The following is a 21,364-nucleotide window of genomic DNA, read 5'->3' on the forward strand; positions in this document are numbered from 1 at the left end:
ACCTCGGCGGGGGCGGGGGCACGGAGGGAGGACATGGCGGGCTCTTTTGCGTCGGGGGAGTGGTCGGGGAGGGGCCACGCCGGCTTCCGGCGCGGCCCGGGGCGTCAGTGCTGAGATTCTTCCGGCGCTCGCCTGGGCATCAGGATCACGGCGGGGACGGTGACGGCGGTGCCGGCCAGGACGACGATGAGGCTGATCTTCATGGCGTGGCCGAGGCCGGAGGCGGCGGACTGGAAGAAGACCGAGGTGACGGCCGCCGATCCGATTCCGGCCGCGAGCTGCTGGACCGCCGACAGTGAGCCGCTGGCGCTTCCGGCCTCGCCGGGGTCGATGTCGCCCAGGGCGACATCGAAGACCGTGCCGTAGCAGGCGCCCATCCCCAGGCCGGTGAGGAAGACGGCGGGGGCGAGGGCCGCCAGGCTGAGGTCGGTGCCGGAGCCGACGACCAGGACGAGCGCCCAGCCGCAGCCGGCCAGGATGACGGACAGGCCGACGAAGACGAGGTTGCGGCCCATCTTCTTGATCAGCGCCATGCACGCTCCCGCGGCGATGATGATGCCCAGGGTCAGCGGCAGCAGGCCCAGGGACGCCTCCCGCGCCGAGGCGCGCAGCCCTTCCTGCATGAACAGGGAGAGCACGTAGACCAGCCCGGTGGTGGCGGCGAAGACGATCAGGCCGACCAGCAGGCCGGAGCTGAAGCCGCGGTTGCGCAGCAGGGACGGCTTGAGCAGCGGGTCGGCGGCGGTGCTCTGGCGGTGGGCGAAGGCGGCGAGGAACACCAGGCCGAGGAGGATCGAGAGGACGGGGACGGCGGTCCAGCCGCTGGTCGAGCCTTCGACCAGCCCGAACAGCAGACCGAACATGGTGGCGGCGAGCAGCCCGGAGCCCAGCCCGTCCACGACGGTGGACGGGTCGCCGCCGTCGTGGGGGAGCAGCTTGACGGCCATGATGAGACCGAGCGCGCCGAGCACGAGGTTGATCAGGAAGATCGGCCGCCAGGACAGGCCGAACAGGTCGGCGTCGATGATGAACCCGGCCAGGATCGGGCCGCCGACCGAGGCGACGCCGAGCAGGGGGCCGAACAGCCCGAACGCCTTGGTGAGCATGTCACGCGAGAACGTCTTGGTCATGATCGCCATCCCCTGCGGGATCATCAGCGCGCCGAACGCGCCCTGCGCGCCGCGGGCGACCACCAGAAGCGCGGGGTCGGGCGAGAGCCCCGCCACCGCCGAGGCGATCGTGAAACCGGCCATGCCGGTGAGGAACATCGTGCGCTGGCCGTACTTGTCCCCAAGCCGGCCGCCGACCACGAGCAGGACGCCCATCGCGAGCATGTAGGCCGACCCCAGCCATTTGATCAAGCCCTCGCCGCCGTGCAGCTCGGCGGTGATGGTGGGCGCGGCGACGTTGGTGACCGTGGAGTCGATCATGTCGAGGGCGTCGGCGAGCAGCACCAGCCCCAGGATCGCCCACATGCGCCGGGTGGAGGGGGCGCCCGTCGGACGGGCCGTTGCCGTGGTTGCCATGGCGGCACCTCCTGACTGAAGAAACACGGTCTGTGGCTGACTCACCCCTCCAGGCAGGACGGATCCAGGCGGGGCGGAGCAAATCTGAACTGACTACGAAACTATAACCACTATAGATTAAGACGCGTTACGGGTTCCGGGTAGGATGGGGGCATGGCGACGACGATGGGGCGCCGCGAGCGCAAGAAAGCACAGACCCGTCAGGCCCTGGCGGACGCGGCACTGCGGCTGTTCTCCGCGCACGGATACGACGGGGTCACGGTGGCCCAGATCGCCGACGAGGCGGACGTCTCCATCGCCACCCTGTTCGCGCACGTGCCGGACGGCAAGGAAGCGTTGATCTTCGACGACGGCACCGAACGGCGCGACGGCCTGGTCGCCGCGGTCCGGGACCGGCCCCCCGGCCAGCCGGTGCTGGCGGCCCTGCGCCGGTTCATGTCCGGCCGGGGACCGTTCACCACCCGACTGGCGCCCGAGCTCCAGCGCAAACATGACCTGATCATGAGCACGCCCGCCCTGCGGGACTACTCGCGCAAGCTCTGGACGGCCGGCGAGGGCGCCCTGGCCGGAGTGATCGCCGCCGAGAGCGGCCGCGACCCCTCCGACATGACCGTCCGCGCCCTGGCCCGCTACGTCCTGGAGATCCCCGACCTCGCGGGCATGGAACCCGACCCCCGGGCCGCGATGAACGCCGTCTTCGACCTCCTCGAATCCGGCTGGCCCGGACCGTCCGGGGGAGCGTGATCGGGCCCGCGCGGATGTCCGGACCGTCCGGGGGAGCGTGATCGGGCCCGCGCGGATGTCCGGACCGTCCGGGGGAGCGTGATCGGGCCCGCGCGGATGTCCGGACCGTCCGGGGGAGCGCGGCGCTCGCGCACGCGGTGGACCCGGGCGGTGTCCTCACCGGTGCTATGTGGTGCCGATCAAGCGGTTCTTCCAGGCCCAGGCGGCGATCTCGACCCGGTTGCGCACCCCGAGCTTGGCCTGGATGCCGGTTGTGTGGCTCTTGACGGTGCTCAGCGAGATGAACAGCTCGGCGGCGATCTCCTGGTTGGTCCGGCCTCTGGCGATGGCCCGGACGACCTCGGTCTCCCGCTCGGACAGCGGATGCGCGGGCCCACGGCCGGCCGGCGCCCCGGCGGACGCGAGGCGGCGCAGCAGTCTCAGGGTGACCGACGGCGAGATCAGGGCGTCGCCGGCATGGGCGGCCCGGACGGCCTCGACGAGCAGCCTGGGGCCGGCGTCTTTCAGGACGAAGCCGACCGCCCCGCCGCGTAGCGCGCCGTAGAGATACTCGTCGAGGTCGAAGGTGGTGACCACGATCACCCTGAGCGGGTCGGGGACGCCGGGGCCGGCCAGGGCGCGGGTGACCGCGATGCCGTCGAGGCGGGGCATCTGGATGTCCACCAGGCACACCTCCGGGCGCAGTCTCCGGGCCAGGTCGACCGCCTCGGCGCCGTCCGCGGCCTCGGCGACCACGCTGATGTCGGGCTGGTCTTCGAGGATGAGCCGCAGGCAGCCGCGGATCATCGCCTGGTCGTCGGCCAGCAGGACCCTGATGGTCATCGGCGTCCGCGCGCGGGGACGGGCAGGGTGGCGAGCACGGACCAGCCGGCCCCGGGGCGCGGGCCGGCGCGCAGCGTGCCGCCGAGAGCCTCAAGGCGTTCGCGCATCCCGGCCAGGCCGTACCCGCCGCGGTGGTGGTGCCGGGCCAGGGTCGGCGGGGCGTCGTCGACGACCTCGACGGTGACGGTGTCCCGATCCTGGTCGACGCTGACGGTGACCGAGCGGGCGTGCGGGGCGTGGCGGGAGACGTTGGTCAGCGACTCCTGGACGACCCGGTAGACGGTGCTGCTCACTTCGGGCGGCCACACCGGCTGGTCGGCGGGCAGCCGCAGGCGCACCGCGGGGCCGTGGCCGTGGCCGTCGAAGCGTTCGACCAGGTCGCTGAGCTGTCCGGGCATGACGGGGACCGCGTCGCCGGCCTCGCGCAGCAGGCCGACGACGCGTCGCGTCGCGGCCAGCGCGTCGGAGCCGGCGGCCTCGATGTCCGCCAGGGAGCCTTCCACCTTCTCCGGGTGCTTGCGGGCCACGAGCTGGGCGGTCTGGGCCTGGAGCACGATGCAGGTGATGTGGTGGGCGACGACGTCGTGCAGTTCCCTGGCCAGGACCAGGCGCTCGGTGCGGCGCACCCGCTCGGCGACGGCTCGGCGGCGGGCGTCGAGCAGCCGCGGCCACAGCCCGACCGCGAGGGAGACGAGCCATCCCGCGCCGTTCAGCACCGCCACGGCCGGGTTGGAGGAGGACACGTGGGCGGCGAGCAGGCCGCCGGCGGCCACCGCGGCCCCTCCGGCCGCGACGGCGCAGGCCGGTAGGACCGGGAGCGCTCTGATCGCGGAGCCGGTGAGCACGGACAGGCCCAGGGCCATGGCGGGGCTGGGCTCGCCGGGCAGTTGGGCGAGCCGGGCGGCCAGGACGGCGACCGCCGCGACGGACAGGCCCGCGAACGCCGCCCACGCCCGGCCGCGCCGGCGGATCAGAGCGATCACGCACACCACCGCCCCGGCGGCGCAGCCGAACCGCCAGTGGTCACCGCCCCAGCTGCCGGCGATCCGGGACGCCTGGAAGGCGAGCGCCGCGGCGAACACGGCGCCGAGCCCGATGTCGGCCGCGATCCGGGCCGACCCGGCCGGCCGGGCCGGCCATCCCCGAATGTTCACGCCGCTCAGGCTAGGAGATCTCCGCTCGGTGCTGAACCGGCCGAAAGTACGGTCGTGCACGGTGCAACCCGGCTTTCGACCGATACCGGCACCGGGCCGGATCCGCAGGATGAGCCCATGCCACAGGAAAACCTTCCCTCCGGTGCCGACACCCGGGGACCCGAGCAGGCGGTCCGGCGACCGCCCGGCTCTGACCGACTGCCAGAGACGTATCCCGCGGGACCGGCTCATCGGCCTGGCCCGCCTCCTGGCCCGTCCCAGGAGGACCGGCCCCAGGAGGACCGTCGTCCCCGTCGCCCGCGCCGGGACGACGGCCCGGCAGGTCCCGCGACGACCTCCCCCGGCCGGCCGCGCATCGCCGCGCTCGACGTGGTGCGCGGGTTCGCGCTGTGCGGGATCCTGCTGGTCAACATCCAGCCGATAGCCAACCTCGGCAGGGTCGTCGTGCGGCATCCGGCGGCGGCGGAGGGGGCGGAGGGGGCGTGGATGGGGCTGTTCGTCGAGCAGCGCTTCTTCCCGATCTTCTCCCTGCTGTTCGGCATCGGGTTCTCGCTGCTGCTGAGCTCCGTCACCGACCGCGCCGCCCGCCCGCGGCTGCTCCTGCTGCGCCGGCTTGCGGTGCTGCTCGGGGCCGGCCTGGTGCACCACGTGCTGCTGTGGGAGGGCGACATCCTGGCCGTCTACGCCGTCGTCGGCCTGCTGGTGCTGCTGCCCTCGACCTGGCTGCCGCGGTGGGCCGTGGCCGGCCTCGCCCCCGTGCTCCTCGCGGTCCCGCTGATCGTCGGGGGCGGCTCCTTCGCGCTGGTGCCCGGGCTGTTCCTGCTGGGCTCGGCGCTGACCCGGTACGGGGTGATCGACCGGATCGAGCGCTCCACCTGGGTGCCGGCCGTGCTGGGCCTGGCCTTGGCGGCGGGGGCGGTGCCTGCCCTGTGGTGGCAGAGCGGCGACCCGGGCGACCCCGGCTCCGCGCGCGCATTCGCCCTGGCCGGGTTGCTGCTCGCGGGGGTGTACATCTGCGCCCTGCTGGTCCTGCTCAGGACGCCGCTCCGGCCGGTGCTGCAGGCCGTCTTCGCGCCGCTGGGCCGGATGGCGCTGACCAACTACCTGACCGCCACGGTCCTCGTGCTGGCGGTCAACCACATCCTGAGCGGTCCGCCGCAGAGCTGGTCCCTGACGACGGTGGTGCTGATCGCCGCCGCCATCCTCGCCGTCCAGTGGCTGTGGTCGACCCTCTGGCTGCGCCGATACCGTCAGGGCCCCCTCGAGTGGCTCTGGCGCTGGGCCACCTGGGCCCGGCGCCCGCCCCTGCGCCGCACCCTCTGACCGCCGCGCGCACCTGCTCGCCCCACCCTCTCCTCACCGCCGTTCGGGGCGGGAGGCGTCGGGCGGGGCGACCTCGCTTCCGTGGAGGGGCCGGCCGGGGGCCCGGTCCGGCCGGCGGGCGAGGGCGACGCCGGCGACCAGGACGCCGAGGAAGGTCACGCCGGCGGCCAGGTAGTACGCCGTGGTCAGGCCCTGGGTGAGCTCCCGTCGCAGCGCGTCGCCGTGCAGACCGCCGGTCCCGGCGTTGGCGATGGCCACCATGAGGGCGGTGCCGACGGCCAGACCGGTCTGGTGGGTCACCGACGCCATCCCGGAGGCGACGCCCTGCTCGCTCGCCGCGACGCCGTTGCCGGCGGCGATCCACATCGAGGTCCAGACGATGCCCATCCCCAGCCCGGCCACCATGATGCCGGGCAGCACGGCGACGAACGGGGAGTGGGGGGAGACGGCGAGGGCCAGCAGGACCATGCCGGCCGTACCGATCAGCAGGCCGGTGGACAGGGCGGCGCGCATGCCCACCCGGGTGACCAGGCGCTCGGCGACCTTGGTGCCGACGATGTTGAGCAGCGTCAGCGGCAGGTACGCCAGCCCCGCGTCCAGGGGATCGTAGTGGAGGATGTCCTGGAGATAGACGGTGAGCAGGTAGTAATGGGCGCCGAGGCCCGCTCCGAACACCGCGGTGATCGCCATGGCCGCGACCAGGCTGGGATTGGTGAACATGCGCAGGGGCATGAGCGGGTCACGGCTACGGGACTCGATCACCGCGAACACCACGAGCAGCGCGACGCCGAGGCCGAAGGCGGTGAGGGTGGGCGAGGAGGTCCAGCCCCACTCGGGGCCCTGCGCCAGGACGGAGACCAGCAGCGTGATTCCGGCGGTCGCGGTCAGCGCACCGGGCAGGTCGAAGCGGCGTTCCCGCGCGGCGCCGTCCCGGGCCGGGTCGGAGGGCAGGAGCGGAAACGCCGCCAGCAGGGCCGCGCAGGCCAGCAGCACGAAGATGTAGAAGGTCGATTCCCAGCCGAAGACGTCGGTGAGCACGCCGCCGAGCAGCGCGCCCGCAGCCAGGCCGCTGCCCCCCATGGCGGCCCACACGGCGAGGGCGCGGTTGCGCTCGGGGCCCTCGGCGAAGGTGGTGTTGACCAGGGAGAGGGTGGCGGGGAACAGCAGCGCCGCGCCCAGCCCCTGTACGGCGCGCACCGCGATCAGCGGTCCCGGGCTCTCGGCGAGCCCGCCGACCAGTGACGAGACGGCGTACAGGACGAGGGCGAGGACGAACACCCGGCGCCGACCCAGCAGGTCGGCGGCGCGCCCGCCCAGCAGCATGAAGCCGCCGAGCGTGACCGCGTACGCGCTGACCACCCACTGCAGGCTCTGGCCCGAGAAGTTGAGCTCCCGCCCGATCTCGGGCAGCGCGACGTAGACGATGTTGTAGTCGATGGCGATGATGAACTGGGCGAATGCCAGCAGGGCCAGGGTCCACCCCAAGCGGCGGGGCCGATGAGGCGCGTCCGGGGACGGCGGGGAGACAGACATGGGTTCCTCAAGCAGATCGGTGATCGTCGATGACGGGCTCGGCCAGGCGGGGGGAGCCGGGCGGATGCGGTGACAGCGGTGGCGCTCCGTCATGCCGATACGGTAGAAGTTGCCATCAGTGTCAAGTTCAAGTCCTGGGTCGGCATGTGAGGTGGGAAATGCGGATCGGCGAACTGGCCCGGCGCACCGGGGTGAGCGAGCGTTCGCTGCGCTACTACGAGAAGCAGGGGCTGCTGACGGCCGAGCGCACTCTCGGCGGCCACCGCGACTTCCCCGCCGGCGCGGTCGACCGGGTCATCCGCATCCAGGAGCTCTTCGCCGCGGGACTGCACAGCGCCAAGATCGCGCAGCTGCTCCCCTGCATGCGGGACGCGGACGGGGGCCCGTCCGAGATCGCCACCCCGCGGCTGGTCACCGAGCTCACCACGGAACGGGACCGCATCGACCGGATGATCACCGATCTGATCCGCTCCCGCGAGGTCCTGGACGAGGTGATCGACACGGCGTCGGACGGGGGCCGGCGGACCGCCACCCACCTTGAGGACCGGCAGCCGCGAGCACTGTAGCCGCCGCCTGCCCGCCTGCCCGCCTGCCCGCCTGCCCGCCTGCCCGCCTGCCCGCCTGTTCGTCCGTTCGCCTGTCCGTCCGCCCCCCTGTCCGCGCGCCGCGGCGGAGGGGCGGACCGGGCGCCGGGCCGGTAGCCGGCGGGTCAAGGGTCTCATCCGTGCCCGACGCGGATCCGCCATCCTCGGCGTTAGTGGCCGGGTCGGTCCAGGGAGGACTTCCAGCCGCAAAGGCGATCTATCGGATTTCCAATGAGCAAGCATCCTAAACACCATGGATGCGTGATTAGACTCACAATTCGGTCATTTAGGAATCTTCCTCTCTTTGGAGGGTGTTCGGTACTCCGAGAAACCCCCAAAGAAGGACAAAGTCGTGTCTTTGTCAGCGACGACGCTGCGCTCCCTCCAGCACCACAACTACCGGCTCTGGGCAGGGGCCGACCTGGTCTCGGTCAGCGGCACCTGGATGCAGGTGCTGGGGGTCAACTGGTTGATCCTCTCCGCGACCGGGTCGGCGACCAGTGTTGGCCTGAGCCTCGTCCTCCAGGCACTCCCCACGCTCCTGCTCGGGCTGTGGGGCGGCGCTCTGGCCGACCGGTTCCCCACCCGCCGGGTAGTGCTCGCCACGCAGGTCGCCCACGCGTTCCTCGCCGTGGCCCTCGCGCTGGTCGCGATCAGCGGCCCGACGTCGATGACACCCGTTTACGGCCTGGTGCTCGCCGGCGGTGTGGTCAGCGCGATCGGCGGCCCCGCGCTCGGCAAGTTCGGTGCCGAGGTCGTCCCCCCGGAGGATCTGCCCAACGCCCTCGCGCTCGGCTCCGTCGTCAACTCGGCGGGCCGCATCCTCGGCATGAGCCTGGCCGGCATGCTCCTGCCCCTCACCGGTACCGGAGCCCTGTTCCTCCTCAACGCGGTGAGTTTCTCCGCCGTGATCGCTTCGGTTCTCGCGATGCGCGCCTCCGAGATGCACCGGTCCGTGTGTGCCCAGGCGGACACGGGCGGCGTGCGCACCGGCCTCGCCTACGTGCTACGTACGCCACGGCTGCTGGTGCTGCTGGCGCTCGCGCTGGTCCTGGGCGGTCTGGGACGTAACTACCAGGTCACCATGGCGGCCATGAGCGCCGGCCCGCTGGACGCCGGAGCGGGTGGATACGGCCTGCTGTCGACCGTCTTCGCGGTCGGCGCCGTGGTCGGAGGCGTGATCGCCGCCGGACGCCCCCGCCTGACGATCGGGCTGCTGCTCGGCACCGCGCTGCTGACGAGCGTGGCTCAGAGCGTGAGCGGCTTCATGCCGGGCGTGATGACCTTCGCCGCGCTCATCCTGCCGATCGCCGCCGGGGCCGTGATCATCGACACCACGCTCGGCGCGCGGGTCCAGCTGGGCAGCCCCGGACACATGCGTGGGCGCGTCATCGCCGTCCAAGGGGTGGTGAGCGCCGCCGCCGGCGCCATCGGCGGCCCCTTGCTCGGCTGGCTCTGCGACGGCTTCGGTCCCCGCCTGACCCTCGAACTGGCCGGAGCGGTCACTGTCGCCGCAACATTGACCGCCGCCGCCGTACTGGCGCGCCTGTCGAACCTCCGGCTGACCAGGGCCGTCATTCTGCCCGCCCAAGGACTCCTCCGCCGGGTGCCCGCCGAGCAGGTCTCCGCTCTTCGCTGAGTCCCCAGGCGGCGGGACCACTCAGCCGTGACCGTCGCCGGCCTGCCGCCATGGCCGGCGGGGATCCGCAGAACAGATCCGGCGGGCACTTGTGCGGCATGAGCCGGATCCTCGACGTCGTCAGGGCGTGGCCAGTGGGATGATCCTGCGGTATTTGCCGCCGGGCGACTGCTGCGGTGGCTCCTCCGCGCGTTCCAGCGTGACCTCACCGACCTTGTGCTCAGCGAGCAGATGGGTGACCTTGTCGCGCATGGCCTGCCAGAGGCGGTCGGCGTCGGCGCCGGCCGCGGGCCGTAGGCGTACGCGCAGGACGGTGGGCGCGGTCTGGACGAGCTGGAACTGCTCCACGCCGGGGACGTCCAGCGCGGCACCGAAGGCCATGGGCGAGACGCCGACCTGCCCGCCGCGATCGGTGGGGAAGGTGAGCAGGTCGGCGATGCGGCCCTGCACCTGGACGGCGGGCAGCGGGCTGCCGCACGGGCAGGGGTCGGGGCGGACCAGGACGCTGTCGCCGAGGTCGTAGCGCAGGATCGGCTGGACCCGGTTGGCGAGATTGCTGATCAGGACGGTGTGCGAGAGCTGACCCGGCGGGACAGGCCGATGGTCGGCGTCGACCGGCTCCAGGACGGCCCAGTCGCTGTTGACGTGATACCAGCCGTGCGCGCAGCCGGCGCTGAGGAAGCCGCACTCGGTGGAGGCGTAGGCGGCGCGGACCTTGGCCTGGAAGGCGGTGGCGATCCGCTCCCGGGCATCCGGGGTCAGCGTCTCACCTCCGGGGATGACGACCGCCGGGTGGATGCGCAGACGGCCCGCCTCCTGCTCGCCGGCCAGTAGCGTGAGCATGCCCGCGAAGCCGGCGAGACTGGCCGGATCGAACCGGTTGAGCTCGTCGACCAGCTCCGCCACCGGCTGGTTGATCGGGAAGACCCGCATCATCCGGCCGAGCCACGGTCTGTCCAGGGCCAGCCGGGCCGGCGCCGCGACGGTGGCGAAATGGCCGCCGGGCGCGGTGACTATGGCGGTACGGCCGGCGCGGGCGAGGGTCCGGACGACATCACGGGCCGCCAGCCCACCGCCGGTGCGCAACCCGACGGCGGTGTGTACGGCCAGATTCCGCTCGTCCAGCACGAAGAGGCCGCGCAGGCCGCTGGTGCCGGTGGTGGTGACCACCAGGTATCGGTCACAGAACCGGTGCCCCACGAGGCCCGGGTCGGCCACGAACGCCTCGACCCGCCCGAGCGTCACCCGCCGATCGGTGACCCAGTCGTCGAAGCGGGCCATCAGCGTCTTCTTGTCGGTGACCGGGAGCAGCGCCGGGTCGTCGACCTGCTCCGGCAGGTCCCGGTACAGCTCGCGGTAGTAGGGCGAGTGGGCGCGAGCGTGGGCCACCATCTCGGCCAGGCGGGCGCGCTGCCGCCGCGCGATCGCCGCGGGCCCCTCCCGCAGGGCGCGCCGCGCGTCGCGGGCGAGCCGCCGGACGCTTGCTTCCTCTTGCCTTGCTTCCTCTTCCACGGTGGGTCGGTCCTCTCGTCCTGGCGAGTGGGATTGGGACGTCGTCTTCCTCGGGCGGTGGGTGGACCGTCGGGCCCGGGGACATCAGGGGCATCGGGGGACAGGTGCCTCCCCGGCCCGGGAGCACAGGCGTTGGCGGTGCCGGAGCCGGGGCGCGCCCTCGTCATGGGCTCTCGGTGGGCGGCCGCACCGAGAGCAGGCCGTGCAGGGCGATCTCGAGGCCGCGCCGGCTGGCCTCCCACAGCTCATCCTGCGACCGGCCGAGCCGGACGCTCGTCAGGCTCGCCTGCTGGATGGCGCCCAACAGGGATCCGGTCATCGCCGCCGCGGTGATCGGGTCCAGCCGGCCGGGGAAGGCCTTCAGCAGCTCGCCGGCGATCCGCTGCTGCAGGTCCAGCAGCAGGTACAGCCCCTTCGCCTGAAGCGCCGGCGTGGTCAGCATCATCCGGGCCGTCGCCGACAGCTCCTCGGGCTCCCTGCGGGGAACCTTGGGCCGGCGGTGGGCGGCGTACTCCTGGACCATCCTCCCCAGCACCTCGCCCGGGCTCTCGTGCGGCCGGCGTTCCGCGATCGCCCGGAACAGCACGTCGAAGTCCCGGTCCAGGTCGACCCAGAGCACCTCGTCCTTGCCGCGGAAGTAGTTGGAGAACGTCTTGGGATCGACATCCGCCGCCGCGGCGATCTGCGCCACCGTGGTCTGCTCGTACCCCTGCTCCTCGAACAGCCGGACAGCCGCCATGACGATCCGCTGTCGGGTCAGCCGCTTCTTCCGTTCGCGCCGAGACTCCTGCATGCCCCAAATATACGTCTAATCGAATTTTCCCGACAACCGGAATAATTCACTTACTGTAAGTTGCCGTCGATGGGGTGTCGGTGATGTGGCAGGAGCCGGAGGCGCGGAAGGGTTCAGCGAGCTGGGCCAGGTAGCCGGTGGGGTAGTCCGGCTTGGCTGCCATGCCGAGCTGGTCGGAGGTGAAGCGGCGGGTGGGGTCGTAGGAGAAGGTGCCGAGCAGGTGGTCCCAGATCAGGGTGAACAGCCCGAAGTTGACGTCGCCGACGCCGGCCCACTTCAGGTGGTGGAAGCGGTGTCCCTCGTTGAGCGCGAGCACGTACTTGAGCGCTCCGACGCGGTAGTCGGCGTTGGAGTGCTGCAGCAGCAGCTGGACGGCGACGGTGACGGCCAGCGCGGAGGCGACGTCGAGGGGCAGGCCGACGATGATGAGCGGGGCAACGCCGGCGCTCATCTCGACGGCCTGGTGCAGGGGGTGCTTCATCAGGCCGTTGAAGCCGTAGAAGCGCCTGACGGAGTGGTGGACGGCGTGGAGGCGCCACAGCACGCCGATCCTGTGGCTGGCGTAGTGGGTGAGGGTGATGCCGAGGTCGGCGACCAGGATCGCGGCCAGGACCTGCGGGAGGAAGGGCCAGGAGCGCGGCCACAGGTCGGCGACGGTGACGGTGGCGGCCAGCAGCGGAATGGCGGCCACGCTGACCAGGAGCAGCAGCTCGTTGACGCCGGCGTGGGCGACGTCGCGCCCGCCGTCGCCCTGCGAGTTGTTCCATCGCGCCTCGTACGGCAGGGCGCGCTCGGCGGCGAACGAGCAGCCGATCGCCGCCGGCAGCAGGGCGACCAGCCACAGCTTGGAGGCGCCGGCGGCGGCCAGGGTGATGGCGGTGCCGTTGACGCCCAGCAGCATGAACGGCACGTAGCCGTAGCGGACCACAGATTTCAGCATGCTCGTCAGCGTCGCGGCCGGGCCGGGCCGGAGGCTTGGACGGATCCGCTGACCTACCTCAGCCGTGGTCGGGTGTCACCGGAGGGAGACGTGGTCAGGTGTGACCGGAGGGGGCCCGGACGATGGGGAGCAGGTGTGAAGGGGCCAGGCCGAACATCTCGTGGCAGACGCGCGTCAGGTGGGAGCTGTCGGCGAAGCCGGCGCCGTGCGCCGCCCGGGTGAGATCCGCGCCGTCGCGGGCCAGTTCGGCGGCGCGCCGCAGCCGCGCCCAGCGCAGGTAGGCCGGGAAGGGCAGGGCGAGCTCGGCGGCGAACAGGTGACCCAGACGGCTGGCCGACAGACCCACCACGCCGGCCAGATCGGTGAGCCGGACCGGTCCGGCCAGCAGCCCCGGCAGGGACTCCAGGGCCTGCCGGAGCGCCGGATGGCGCGGGCCTGCGGCGGGGGCGGTCCAGCGGCGCGACAGCGCGGCCGGGTCCATGGCGGCCAGGTCCAAGACCGTACCCGCCGCCCCGCGAGCGGCGGGCAGCAGGGCGTGGGCGGCGGCCACCCAGCCGTCCACCCGGTCGCGGTGCGGCCCGGTCAGGGCGGTGAGCAGGTGGCGGCCCGCGCCGCCGGCCGGGTCGAGATAGAGCATGCCGGCCCGGGCGCCGGGGCTGCCGTACACGGTGTGCCGGGCCCGGGGCGGGATGATCGCCGCCCGCACCCGGCGGCGGGTGCGGTGGGCATCAGCCAACTCCACCGTCCCGGCGGCCACGACGAGGATCTGGAGGGCGGCGTGCGCGTGCGGTTCGGTGGTCCCGACGTCGCCGGTGAAGGCGAGCCGGCCCGGCTGCAGCGTGGCCGTCCCCCGCCACCCGGTCGAGGCCGTGGGGACGAGCGTCGTGGTGGTCGTCATGGGGCGGCGACCGCGGACCTGGAGGCGGACGTGGCGACTGTCCGGCGGCAGAGGAACCGGACGACATGCCGGCTCATTCACTCGCTGCCGGGGTCAGGGAGATTTTCCAGAAATCGGCGTAGCGGCCGCCGCGGCGCAGCAGCTCGTCGTGGCTGCCGTCCTCCACGATCCGGCCGCCGTCCAGGAAGACGATGCGGTCGGCACGTCGGACGGTCCGCAGCCGATGCGCGACCATCACCACCGTCCGGCCCGCCATCAGGCGCTCGACAGCCCCGTGGACGGCCGCCTCGTTCACCGGGTCCAGCGCGGAGGTCACCTCGTCCAGCAGCACGACGGGCGCGTTCTTCAGCAGCGCTCGCGCGATCGAGACACGCTGGCGTTCACCGCCCGACAGCAGCGCGCCGCCCTCGCCGACATCCGTGGCCCATCCGCCGGGCAGCCGCTCGATCACCTCGTCCAACCCCGCCGCGGTCGCCGCCGCCCGCACCTCGGCCCCGTCGGCTCCGGGGCGGCCGAGACGCACGTTGTCCTCGATCGTGCCGTCGAAGAGATAGACATCCTGGAAGACGATCGCGATCTGCGCCATCAACACCTCCGTGTCGATGGCGCGCACGTCCACGCCCCCCATGCGCACCGCGCCCTCGTCCACGTCGTAGAACCGCGCGAGCAGCTGAAGCAGGGTGCTCTTGCCCGCGCCCGACGGCCCGACGACGGCAAGCCGCTGTCCCTGGGGCACGGACAACGACACGTCGTCGATCACCGTGCGATCGCCGTGCCGGAAGGTGACGGACTCGAACTCCAGGTCATGGCCTACCGGCCGGACCGGTTCGCGAGGCTCCGGCAGCGGCTCGGTGCGCAACACCGTGTCGAGTCTCGCCAGCTGGGAACGGGCGCCGCGCATCTTGCCACCGATATCCGACAGCGACAGCAGCGGATCCGCGCAGCGGGCGGCCAGCACCAGGATCGCCAGAACCTCCGCCGCGCCGATGTTCCCGCCGAGCGCGAGGTAGGCGCCCAGGACCAGCAGCACGGTGAACATCGCCTGCACCGTGAGCGCCAAGCCCAGGGTGCCGGGCAGCGCCGACAGCACGGTACGGCGGGACGCGCGCTGGACTTCCCGCAGCGAGTCGTCGAGTAACCGGAAGCGTTCGACGCTCCGGCCGCCGGCGCGCAGCACCGGCTGGGCCTGGAGATATTCGATGACCCGCCCGGTGGCCTCATGGTCGCGTTCGGCGCGCTCCGCGTCGGCGGCGGCCATCGAGCGCCCCGTCCAGATCTGGATCGCCGCCACGACAGGTACGGCGACCAACGCGGCCAATCCCATCTGCCAGTTGAAGGCAAGCATCACGACAACGATCGTCAGGGGAGTCACGCAGGCGGAGACGGACGGTGCCAGCAGATGCGCGATCACGCCCATCGCCTGCAGGACGCCCTGGCTGGCCATGACGGACACCTCCCCGACGCGGCCCGCGCTGTACCAGCCGACGGGCAATCGGGCCAGGTGATCGCCGAGCCGGTGATACATGCCGCGCAACAGCGTGGTCCCGACACGGAAACCGGACAGATCGCTGACATAGCGCAGCGCCGCGTAGACCGCGACCGCGGCCCCGAACGCGATCAGCCAGGGCCGCGCGTCTTCGGGCCTGCTCCCGAACAGTGCCCTCAGAACGGGGACCAGTAATGCGTAGGACAGACCCTCGACCACCGCGGTCGCCGTCATCAGGGCCACGGTGCGACGCACCGGCCGGGCGTACTCGCCTCCCAGCACGCGCAGCAGCATTCGGATCATCGGGGCTCGTCTCCTTGCGGTACGCCACGGCGGGTCTCGATCTCGCCGGCGGTCGCCGATCGGTGGGATTGCCAGAACGCGGCGAACTTCCCGTCCTGTGCCAGCAGCTCGGCGGGCCTGCCGCGCTCGACGATCGCCCCGTTCTCCAGCATCACGACGGTGTCGGCGTCGGCGACCGTCTCCAGGCGATGGGCGATGACCAGGATCGTGCGATCACCCTCCAGTACCGCCAATGCCTGCCGTACCGCCTGCTCGGTCTGCGGGTCGGCGAATGCGGTCGCCTCATCCAGCACCAGAATGGGCGCGTCGGCGAGCAGCGCGCGGGCGAGCGCGATCCGCTGCGCCTCGCCACCCGACAGCCCGGCCTCTTCACCGATCACCGTTCCGTATCCGCGCGGCAGCTCAAGAATTCGATCATGAATATTCGCCAGCCGGGCGGCCCGGACCACGTCATCGAGGTCGGCGTGCGGTACCGCCAGCGCGATGTTGTCCGCGACCGAGGCGCGCAGCAGGCGCACGTCCTGGAAGACGAAGGAGACCGTCCGGTAGAGCTCCCGGCTGTCGAGCTCGCGCAGATCGACACCGCCCAGGACGACCGAGCCGTGAGTCGGGTCGAAGAACCGCGGCAACAGCTGGACCAGCGTGGACTTCCCGCTTCCCGACGGCCCGACGATCGCGGTGACCGTCCCGGGTTCGAGCACCAGGTCGATCCCTCGCAGCACCTCATGATCGGCTCCGTAACCGAATCGAACGCCACGCAGTTCCACCCGGTGACCCTGTGGTGCGACCGGATGCGCGGGCTCCGGCAGCGACTGCACCGCGAGCACGTCCCGGATCCGGCCGACCGCGCGCCGGGCGGCCTGCGTGTCGTCGAAGCCGTGGCCGAGAGCCGCCACCGGAGCGGTCAGTCCCAGTCCGAGCAGCAGGAAGGGCAGCAGGTCGGCCGGGGCCATGCCACCGGTCGTGATCAGAGTCGCACCGCCGATCAGCACGGCCAGCAGCACGAACGGCGGTGACAGCGCCAGCTGCATCCCGGCGGCGATCCCGGAGAGACCGCGCACGAACCGGTAGAAGACGCCGACGAAATCCTCTGTGGCCGTGAGGAATTCACGGTGGGCGCGCCCGGCCCCGCCGAACGCCTTGACCACCGAGATCCCCTGGACGAACTCGACGACGGAGCTCGCGATCCGTCCCATGGCCCCGTCGAACTCCTTCTGCTCGCGCAGCCGGGTCGGGGTCATCATCAGGGGGACCAGCGCAACTGCCAGCACCACCGGTACCAGCGTGATCAGTGTGAGCCGCCAGTCGACGGTGAACAAGTAGATCAGCGACACCAGCGGCACCACGAACGCGGAGACGAGCTCGCCGGGGGTGTGGGCGATGAACGGATGCACGGCACTCACGTCATCCCCCACCACCTTGGCCAGCTCGCCGGTCCGGCGCCGGGAGAACCAGCCGATCGGTACGCGCCCCAGCCGCGCGGCCAGTTGCCGGCGGAACGCCAGTTGCACCCGGCCGTCGACAATATGTCCGATTCCGGACGACGCGGCCGTGAACAGCAGCCGGACGGACAGGCCGGCTGCACCCGCGATCACCACAGCCCAGACATGACCCTGATCGACAGGGCTGGGCGACAGCAGAGTGCGACCCAGTTCGACGACCGCCAGCAGCGGCGCCAGACCCGCGACAGCGCCGATCACCTGCAGGAGCACAACGGCGGCGAAACTCCATCCGTAGGGCCGCAGCAGCCCCGCCATGCTCTGTCCCGGCGCGGGACCGGCATCCGATGACGGTGTGGACTGTTCCCTCGCCCCGGCAAGGTCAGTGGTGGTCATTGCTCTCCCGTCTTCGTTGATCTCGTCGTGGCCAGGCCGGCGGTCGAGCCGACGGTCGGGTCCCCGGGCCGGCCCGCCGACGGTGTCGATCGACCCACGGTCATCTCGTCCATGGCGGCGATGATGTGGAACACGCGGGCAGGCAGGCCGGGGCCCGTCACCCGGCGAGGGTCCCTCGGAGGAACTCGAGGATCTCCGTCCGCGCGGCCTTGGCCTGCGGCGCCACGCCCGGCATGCTGAGGAAGGCGTGGCCCGCTCCGGGGTATTCGGTGAGCCGCGCGGGCGTCCCGGCCGCCCGCAGCCGTTCGGCGTAGCGGCGGCCGTGATCGGCCACCGGGTCAGCGGTCGGCACCACCACGAGCGCTGGGGCCAGCCCGCTCAGGTCGTCGGCGTACAGCGGCGACAGCGCGCGAGGATCGGTCCCCGGCGGAACGGCGAACCGGTGGAACAGCCGCAGCTGCGGCAGGGTGAGGGTCGGGCTGTGGGCGTGCCGGGTGACCGAGGCGTGGTCGAGCATCGTCTCGGTCACGTCGACAGCGGGGTTGACCAGCACCTGGGCCCGCAGGCGCAGGCCGGCCTCGCGGGCCCGGATCGCGGCCAGGGCGCTGATCAACGCGCCGCAGCTCTCGCCGAAGACGGCGGTCCGCGCCGGGTCGATGCCCCACCGCGCGGCGTGCCGCACCACGTGCCGGAGCGCGTCCCAGCCGTCGTCGACGGCCGCCGACAGCGGAGTCCCCGGGGCGATGAGGCGGTGCTCGACCGAGACGACGACCGCGGGCAGCCGGGCGGCGAGGTGGCTGTTCACCCAGTCGCACTGCACCGCCGTACCCACGAAGCCGCCTCCGTGCACGTGGAGCACGAGCGGCAGCTCGGCCCGGCCCGCGCCCCTGCCGCCGCGCCCGGACGAGGGCCGGTACACCCGGACCGGGAGCCCGCGGCCGGGCAGCGCCACCTGTTGCCACTGGATCGCGGCGCCGCGGTCCGGAAATCCGGTGATCACCCGTGCCAGACGGGATGCCCGCTTGCGGTTCTCCGCGTCGCGGTAGGCGGCCAGTTCCTCGACCGTCATCGCCGACCAGTCCGGCTCCCTTCCCAGGGCGCGCAGCAACCGGATGCCCAGCGGCGGCCGCTCAGTATCGGTGACCTCGCTCATGTGTCCTCCTCGGCCCAGTAGTTTCGCTACTGCGAGTATCGATACCAACGGTAGCGCAAAACGGTATCGTGTGGGCATGACTCGAGCGACCACATCCGCCAGACCGCCCGGTCGCCCGCGCTCCGGCGTCAACGCCGTGGTCTTCGCCGCGACGCTGAGCACGGTCCACGAGCTCGGCTACGCGCGCGCCACCGTCGAGCGCATCGCCGCCGCGGCCGGAATCGCCAAGACGACGATCTACCGTCGCTGGCCGTCGAAGGGCGCGCTGATCGTGGACTGCCTCCTCGACGCGTTCGGCCCGGCGCCGCTGGAGGGCACCACTCGAGCCGAGCTCATGTCCTCGGCCATTCACTGGATCGCGGCGAAGATTGGTGAGCCCGGGGTGGGCGACGCCTTCGCGGGCGTGTTCAGCGACGCCGTCAGCGACCCGGCCCTGCGCGAGATCCTGTCCGCACGCTTGCAGGACCCCTACCGGCTCGCGCTCCAGGAGGCGCTCGACGAGCCGGAGAAGCGGGTCCTGTTCTTCGTCGACGTCGTCGTCGGAACCCTGCTCCACCGGATGGGCATGACCGGCGAGCCGATGGTCGACGCCGATGTCACCGCACTGGTCGAGATGGTTCTGCTGCACTTCGCCGAAGGTTCCGGTCCGACCTAGAGCTGGTTCCGCCGCGCTCTGATCGCGGCCCGTCGGGGGCGCGGGGGATGACCTGTGGCGCGACACGGTGTAAGGCGCGGACACGCATCAGCAAGTCCAGGCACATCATCGCCATGGCATTTACGGCTGAAGAAAGCATAGTTCCTCGCAGATGAGTGTGAGGGCCTGTGGTCGGGGGTATGGGCGGATCAGGCGGATCAGGCGGATCAGACGAGGAGAGCCTGTGGAGTCCACGTCGACCGATCGTGCTGTCGACGGCCGGGTGCCCCTGTCGGGGGCGCTGCGCGAGCCGGCCTGGTTGAGCGTGGCCGCGCTGCGGTTGATGCCTCAGCGGGAGCTGACGGTGAGCTTCGAGTGCCGCACCTCCGGGCTGCGGCGTCACTACTTCAGCGGGCCGCTGCTGCTGGAGGTGCTGCGGGCGGCGGGGCCGCTGTTCGATGCGGACGAGCGCAAGGATCGGCTGCGCTTCCTGGTCTCGGTGCTGGGCCACGACGGGCATCGTGCGGTGCTGTCGTGGGGGGAGATCGACCCGGAGTTCGGTAACACCGCGGCGCTGCTGGCCGTCAGCATGGACTGCCGTGACCTCGACGAGGAGGGCCCGCATCTGGTGGTGCCGGGTGACCGGTGCGGTGGCCGGCACATCAGCCGGATCGCGGAGATCAAGGTCTGCGCCGATGACCGGCTATGGCGTTAGCGCCCGCCGGGCGACGGCCGGATGGGCGGCGCGCTCGGCCGGGCGGGTCAGGAAGTGGAAGACGGCCCGGTCGTGCCAGACGCGGTAACGGCGCTCGGGACGCCAGGTGGCCTGGTGACCTGGCGCTCTGACGGTCTGGCGGTCTGGTGACAGCGCGCCGGTCGGGGAGCGGTGCCGACATCCCTTCAAGGCCATGGCCGCGGCCGGGCTCGTCGCCTGGCGCAAGAGCGGCACCCGGGTGATCTACCGGCTCGCCGACCCACGCGTCGCCCTCCTGGCCGAACAGGTCAAGCGCCTGGCCCATGATCTGCTGCCCGCGGCGCGGCAGGCGGCCGACGCCTGGCTGGGCGACGCCGCCGCCCTGCGGCCGATCGGCCGTGATGAGCTCGCCCGCCGCCTGGCCGACGGCCAAGCGGTCGTCGTGGACGTACGGCCCGCCACCGAGTACGCCGCCGGCCACATCTCCGGCGGCCCTGGGCATCCCCTTGGACCAGCTGCCCGCGCGGCTGGCCGAGTTGCCCGAGGGCGTCGAGGTGGTGGCCTACTGCCGGGGCCGCTACAAGACGATGGCGCGAGGTCTCGCCCGGCAGGCACCCCCGCCGGCGGAGCGGCCGTTCCCCGTCGGCGGGTCGTCACAGGTCGACGGCGAAGTCCGGGTTCATCGTCTCCTTGTAGTGGTCAGCGAAGATCTTCGCGGTGAGTTCGCCGCGGGTCGACACCCTGACCTTCTCGAATATCCGCTTGAGATAGCCGCGGATGGTGTGGGTGGACAGGGAGAGCCTCGCTGCGATCTCGGCAGTGGTCAGGCCCGCCGCGATCAGGCGGATGACCTGCTGTTCCCGTCGCCCTAGCTGATACGCCCTGACGATCAGGGGTGCCATCTCCGCGGCCTTGGCCGACTCGATCACCAGAGCCGTCCGGCCGACCTCGCTGCCGACCTCGCGCAGCGCGAAGCCGTGGATCACCACCCACCGGCCACCGACCTGCAGCCGGGCCCGGGCGATACCCGTGTCACGCCCGGCGGCGACGGCACGGGCCTTGTTCACCACCGAGCGCAGTTCGGCGGGTATGGGGGTGGCGCCGGGATCGTCGTGGCTCAACCGGGTGAACGGCAGCCGTCGCAGCCATGCCTCCGCGGGCTCGTTGAGCGATTCGAGCGCTCCGGTCCGGTCGAACATGAGCAGCCCGGGGCCGTCGGGCACACCGATCACCGGGTCCTGCCGCAGCAGCGCCGAGCGCCGGAAGGTCTCGCCGATCGGAGCGGAGAGGCCGGCGATCAGGTGTTCCTCCCCGAGGGTGAACGGCTGCGCGTCGGCGGCTCGCCACAGGCACATGTAGCCCCACACGTCGCGGCCGGCCCGGAACACGCACCGCAGCTCGTCACCGAGTCCCTGTAAGAGGTTCACGTTGTGGTAGCGGGAGCTCCGCGCCGGATGCCCGCCTGTGACGCGATACAGGGACGCGGTCGGAGTCGGCATACCGGCCAGCGTGTGAAAGTGATTGACGTCCTCGACGAAGAACTCGTTCTCCCAGTACCGGTCGCAGTATTCACCCGAGCCCAGGTTCTCCAGCCGCGAGGGCGAGGTGGCGAGCATCGTCACCGGATCGGCCCCCGTCCAGAACGAGGCGTCGAAAGGGACGATCTCCCGCAGCAGGTGCGAGAGTTTGGCCAGGAACTCACTGTCGGCGACGCCTGTCCGAGTCAACCGCTGGATCCGCTCGAACGTGTGCCGGGCCGCCGCGCCGCGTAAGGCTGACTCCATCGTTCGA

General features: G+C 71.9%; 19 protein-coding genes. 7 read left to right on the top strand and 12 right to left on the bottom strand.

Annotated elements, in window-relative coordinates:
- Positions 1 to 104: 104 nt before the first annotated feature.
- A complete protein-coding gene (locus J2S55_RS36520; RefSeq protein ID WP_306870471.1) occupies positions 105 to 1,526 on the bottom strand; it encodes an MFS transporter in 1,422 nt (473 codons plus the stop codon).
- Between the two features lie 153 nt (positions 1,527 to 1,679).
- On the opposite strand from J2S55_RS36520, the gene J2S55_RS36525 reads away from it, so the two are divergent.
- Positions 1,680 to 2,270: a TetR/AcrR family transcriptional regulator gene (locus J2S55_RS36525; protein ID WP_306870475.1), complete on the top strand. Its 591-nt coding sequence runs from the start codon at positions 1,680 to 1,682 to the stop codon at positions 2,268 to 2,270.
- A gap of 165 nt (positions 2,271 to 2,435) precedes the next feature.
- On the opposite strand, the gene J2S55_RS36530 is transcribed toward J2S55_RS36525, so the two are convergent.
- Both J2S55_RS36530 and J2S55_RS36535 read right to left on the bottom strand, forming a co-directional pair.
- On the bottom strand, positions 2,436 to 3,092 hold the full coding sequence (locus J2S55_RS36530) for a response regulator (protein ID WP_306870478.1): 657 nt from the start codon (positions 3,090 to 3,092) through the stop codon (positions 2,436 to 2,438).
- A complete protein-coding gene (locus J2S55_RS36535; RefSeq protein ID WP_306870480.1) occupies positions 3,089 to 4,246 on the bottom strand; it encodes a sensor histidine kinase in 1,158 nt (385 codons plus the stop codon). The genes J2S55_RS36530 and J2S55_RS36535 overlap by 4 nt, the downstream gene beginning before the upstream one ends.
- 369 nt (positions 4,247 to 4,615) lie before the next feature.
- On the opposite strand from J2S55_RS36535, the gene J2S55_RS36540 reads away from it, so the two are divergent.
- Positions 4,616 to 5,569, top strand: a complete 954-nt coding sequence (locus J2S55_RS36540) for a DUF418 domain-containing protein (protein WP_306870483.1) — start codon at positions 4,616 to 4,618, stop codon at positions 5,567 to 5,569.
- A 33-nt stretch (positions 5,570 to 5,602) separates the two neighbouring features.
- Here the strand turns inward: J2S55_RS36540 and J2S55_RS36545 are convergent, their stop codons facing one another.
- On the bottom strand, positions 5,603 to 7,195 hold the full coding sequence (locus J2S55_RS36545; RefSeq protein ID WP_306870486.1) for an MFS transporter: 1,593 nt from the start codon (positions 7,193 to 7,195) through the stop codon (positions 5,603 to 5,605).
- A 65-nt stretch (positions 7,196 to 7,260) separates the two neighbouring features.
- Here J2S55_RS36545 and J2S55_RS36550 point away from each other — a divergent pair, with 65 nt between their 5' ends.
- On the top strand, positions 7,261 to 7,668 hold the full coding sequence (locus J2S55_RS36550) for a MerR family transcriptional regulator (RefSeq protein WP_306870488.1): 408 nt from the start codon (positions 7,261 to 7,263) through the stop codon (positions 7,666 to 7,668).
- Positions 7,669 to 8,038: 370 nt separating this feature from the next.
- Positions 8,039 to 9,325, top strand: a complete 1,287-nt coding sequence (locus J2S55_RS36555; RefSeq protein ID WP_306870490.1) for an MFS transporter — start codon at positions 8,039 to 8,041, stop codon at positions 9,323 to 9,325.
- Positions 9,326 to 9,445: 120 nt separating this feature from the next.
- Here the strand turns inward: J2S55_RS36555 and J2S55_RS36560 are convergent, their stop codons facing one another.
- From J2S55_RS36560 to J2S55_RS36590, 7 genes are all read right to left on the bottom strand, one after another.
- Positions 9,446 to 10,837, bottom strand: coding sequence for a hypothetical protein (locus J2S55_RS36560; protein ID WP_306870492.1), 1,392 nt, complete (start codon positions 10,835 to 10,837; stop codon positions 9,446 to 9,448).
- 163 nt (positions 10,838 to 11,000) lie between these two features.
- Positions 11,001 to 11,630, bottom strand: a complete 630-nt coding sequence (locus tag J2S55_RS36565) for a TetR/AcrR family transcriptional regulator (RefSeq protein ID WP_306870495.1) — start codon at positions 11,628 to 11,630, stop codon at positions 11,001 to 11,003.
- A gap of 46 nt (positions 11,631 to 11,676) precedes the next feature.
- Complete coding sequence (locus J2S55_RS36570) at positions 11,677 to 12,570, bottom strand: sterol desaturase family protein (RefSeq protein WP_306870498.1); 894 nt, start codon at positions 12,568 to 12,570, stop codon at positions 11,677 to 11,679.
- A gap of 94 nt (positions 12,571 to 12,664) precedes the next feature.
- On the bottom strand, positions 12,665 to 13,468 hold the full coding sequence (locus J2S55_RS36575; RefSeq protein ID WP_306870500.1) for a helix-turn-helix transcriptional regulator: 804 nt from the start codon (positions 13,466 to 13,468) through the stop codon (positions 12,665 to 12,667).
- Positions 13,469 to 13,541: 73 nt separating this feature from the next.
- The gene (locus J2S55_RS36580) at positions 13,542 to 15,248 is read right to left on the bottom strand and encodes an ABC transporter ATP-binding protein (RefSeq protein WP_306870503.1); all 1,707 of its coding nucleotides are present in this window, start codon (positions 15,246 to 15,248) and stop codon (positions 13,542 to 13,544) included.
- A gap of 5 nt (positions 15,249 to 15,253) precedes the next feature.
- Positions 15,254 to 17,014 carry an ABC transporter ATP-binding protein gene (locus J2S55_RS36585; protein ID WP_306870506.1) on the bottom strand — a complete coding sequence of 587 codons (1,761 nt, stop codon included), beginning with the start codon at positions 17,012 to 17,014 and terminating at the stop codon, positions 15,254 to 15,256.
- A 235-nt stretch (positions 17,015 to 17,249) separates the two neighbouring features.
- Positions 17,250 to 18,245, bottom strand: a complete 996-nt coding sequence (locus tag J2S55_RS36590; protein ID WP_306870509.1) for an alpha/beta hydrolase — start codon at positions 18,243 to 18,245, stop codon at positions 17,250 to 17,252.
- A gap of 76 nt (positions 18,246 to 18,321) precedes the next feature.
- Between J2S55_RS36590 and J2S55_RS36595 the strand changes: the two genes are divergently transcribed.
- The 3 genes from J2S55_RS36595 to J2S55_RS48435 all read left to right on the top strand — a co-directional run bounded on the left by J2S55_RS36595 (position 18,322) and on the right by J2S55_RS48435 (position 20,294).
- Entirely contained in the window at positions 18,322 to 18,900 is a 579-nt protein-coding gene (locus J2S55_RS36595; RefSeq protein ID WP_306870512.1) for a TetR/AcrR family transcriptional regulator, read from the top strand.
- Positions 18,901 to 19,123: 223 nt separating this feature from the next.
- Positions 19,124 to 19,594 (top strand): molybdopterin-binding protein, encoded by a 471-nt coding sequence (locus J2S55_RS36600; RefSeq protein WP_306870516.1) that lies wholly within the window; start codon positions 19,124 to 19,126, stop codon positions 19,592 to 19,594.
- A 193-nt stretch (positions 19,595 to 19,787) separates the two neighbouring features.
- Positions 19,788 to 20,294, top strand: coding sequence for a rhodanese-like domain-containing protein (locus tag J2S55_RS48435; protein WP_370879733.1), 507 nt, complete (start codon positions 19,788 to 19,790; stop codon positions 20,292 to 20,294).
- Here the strand turns inward: J2S55_RS48435 and J2S55_RS36605 are convergent.
- Entirely contained in the window at positions 20,227 to 21,357 is a 1,131-nt protein-coding gene (locus J2S55_RS36605) for a helix-turn-helix transcriptional regulator (RefSeq protein WP_306870517.1), read from the bottom strand. The two genes, J2S55_RS48435 and J2S55_RS36605, sit on opposite strands and share 68 nt — an antisense overlap.
- Positions 21,358 to 21,364 lie beyond the last annotated feature (7 nt).

The sequence above is a fragment of the Streptosporangium brasiliense genome (genome assembly GCF_030811595.1).
Lineage (GTDB): Bacteria > Actinomycetota > Actinomycetes > Streptosporangiales > Streptosporangiaceae > Streptosporangium > Streptosporangium brasiliense.

Coding starts and splice junctions, on each gene's coding strand:
- J2S55_RS36520 (WP_306870471.1), bottom strand. CDS start 1,526: ATGGCAACCACGGCAACGGCCCGTCCGACGGGCGCCCCCTCCACCCGG.
- J2S55_RS36525 (WP_306870475.1), top strand. CDS start 1,680: ATGGCGACGACGATGGGGCGCCGCGAGCGCAAGAAAGCACAGACCCGT.
- J2S55_RS36530 (WP_306870478.1), bottom strand. CDS start 3,092: ATGACCATCAGGGTCCTGCTGGCCGACGACCAGGCGATGATCCGCGGC.
- J2S55_RS36545 (WP_306870486.1), bottom strand. CDS start 7,195: ATGACGGAGCGCCACCGCTGTCACCGCATCCGCCCGGCTCCCCCCGCC.
- J2S55_RS36550 (WP_306870488.1), top strand. CDS start 7,261: ATGCGGATCGGCGAACTGGCCCGGCGCACCGGGGTGAGCGAGCGTTCG.
- J2S55_RS36565 (WP_306870495.1), bottom strand. CDS start 11,630: ATGCAGGAGTCTCGGCGCGAACGGAAGAAGCGGCTGACCCGACAGCGG.
- J2S55_RS36570 (WP_306870498.1), bottom strand. CDS start 12,570: ATGCTGAAATCTGTGGTCCGCTACGGCTACGTGCCGTTCATGCTGCTG.
- J2S55_RS36575 (WP_306870500.1), bottom strand. CDS start 13,468: ATGACGACCACCACGACGCTCGTCCCCACGGCCTCGACCGGGTGGCGG.
- J2S55_RS36580 (WP_306870503.1), bottom strand. CDS start 15,248: ATGCTGCTGCGCGTGCTGGGAGGCGAGTACGCCCGGCCGGTGCGTCGC.
- J2S55_RS36585 (WP_306870506.1), bottom strand. CDS start 17,014: ATGGCGGGGCTGCTGCGGCCCTACGGATGGAGTTTCGCCGCCGTTGTG.
- J2S55_RS36590 (WP_306870509.1), bottom strand. CDS start 18,245: ATGAGCGAGGTCACCGATACTGAGCGGCCGCCGCTGGGCATCCGGTTG.
- J2S55_RS36595 (WP_306870512.1), top strand. CDS start 18,322: ATGACTCGAGCGACCACATCCGCCAGACCGCCCGGTCGCCCGCGCTCC.
- J2S55_RS48435 (WP_370879733.1), top strand. CDS start 19,788: ATGGCCGCGGCCGGGCTCGTCGCCTGGCGCAAGAGCGGCACCCGGGTG.
- J2S55_RS36605 (WP_306870517.1), bottom strand. CDS start 21,357: ATGGAGTCAGCCTTACGCGGCGCGGCGGCCCGGCACACGTTCGAGCGG.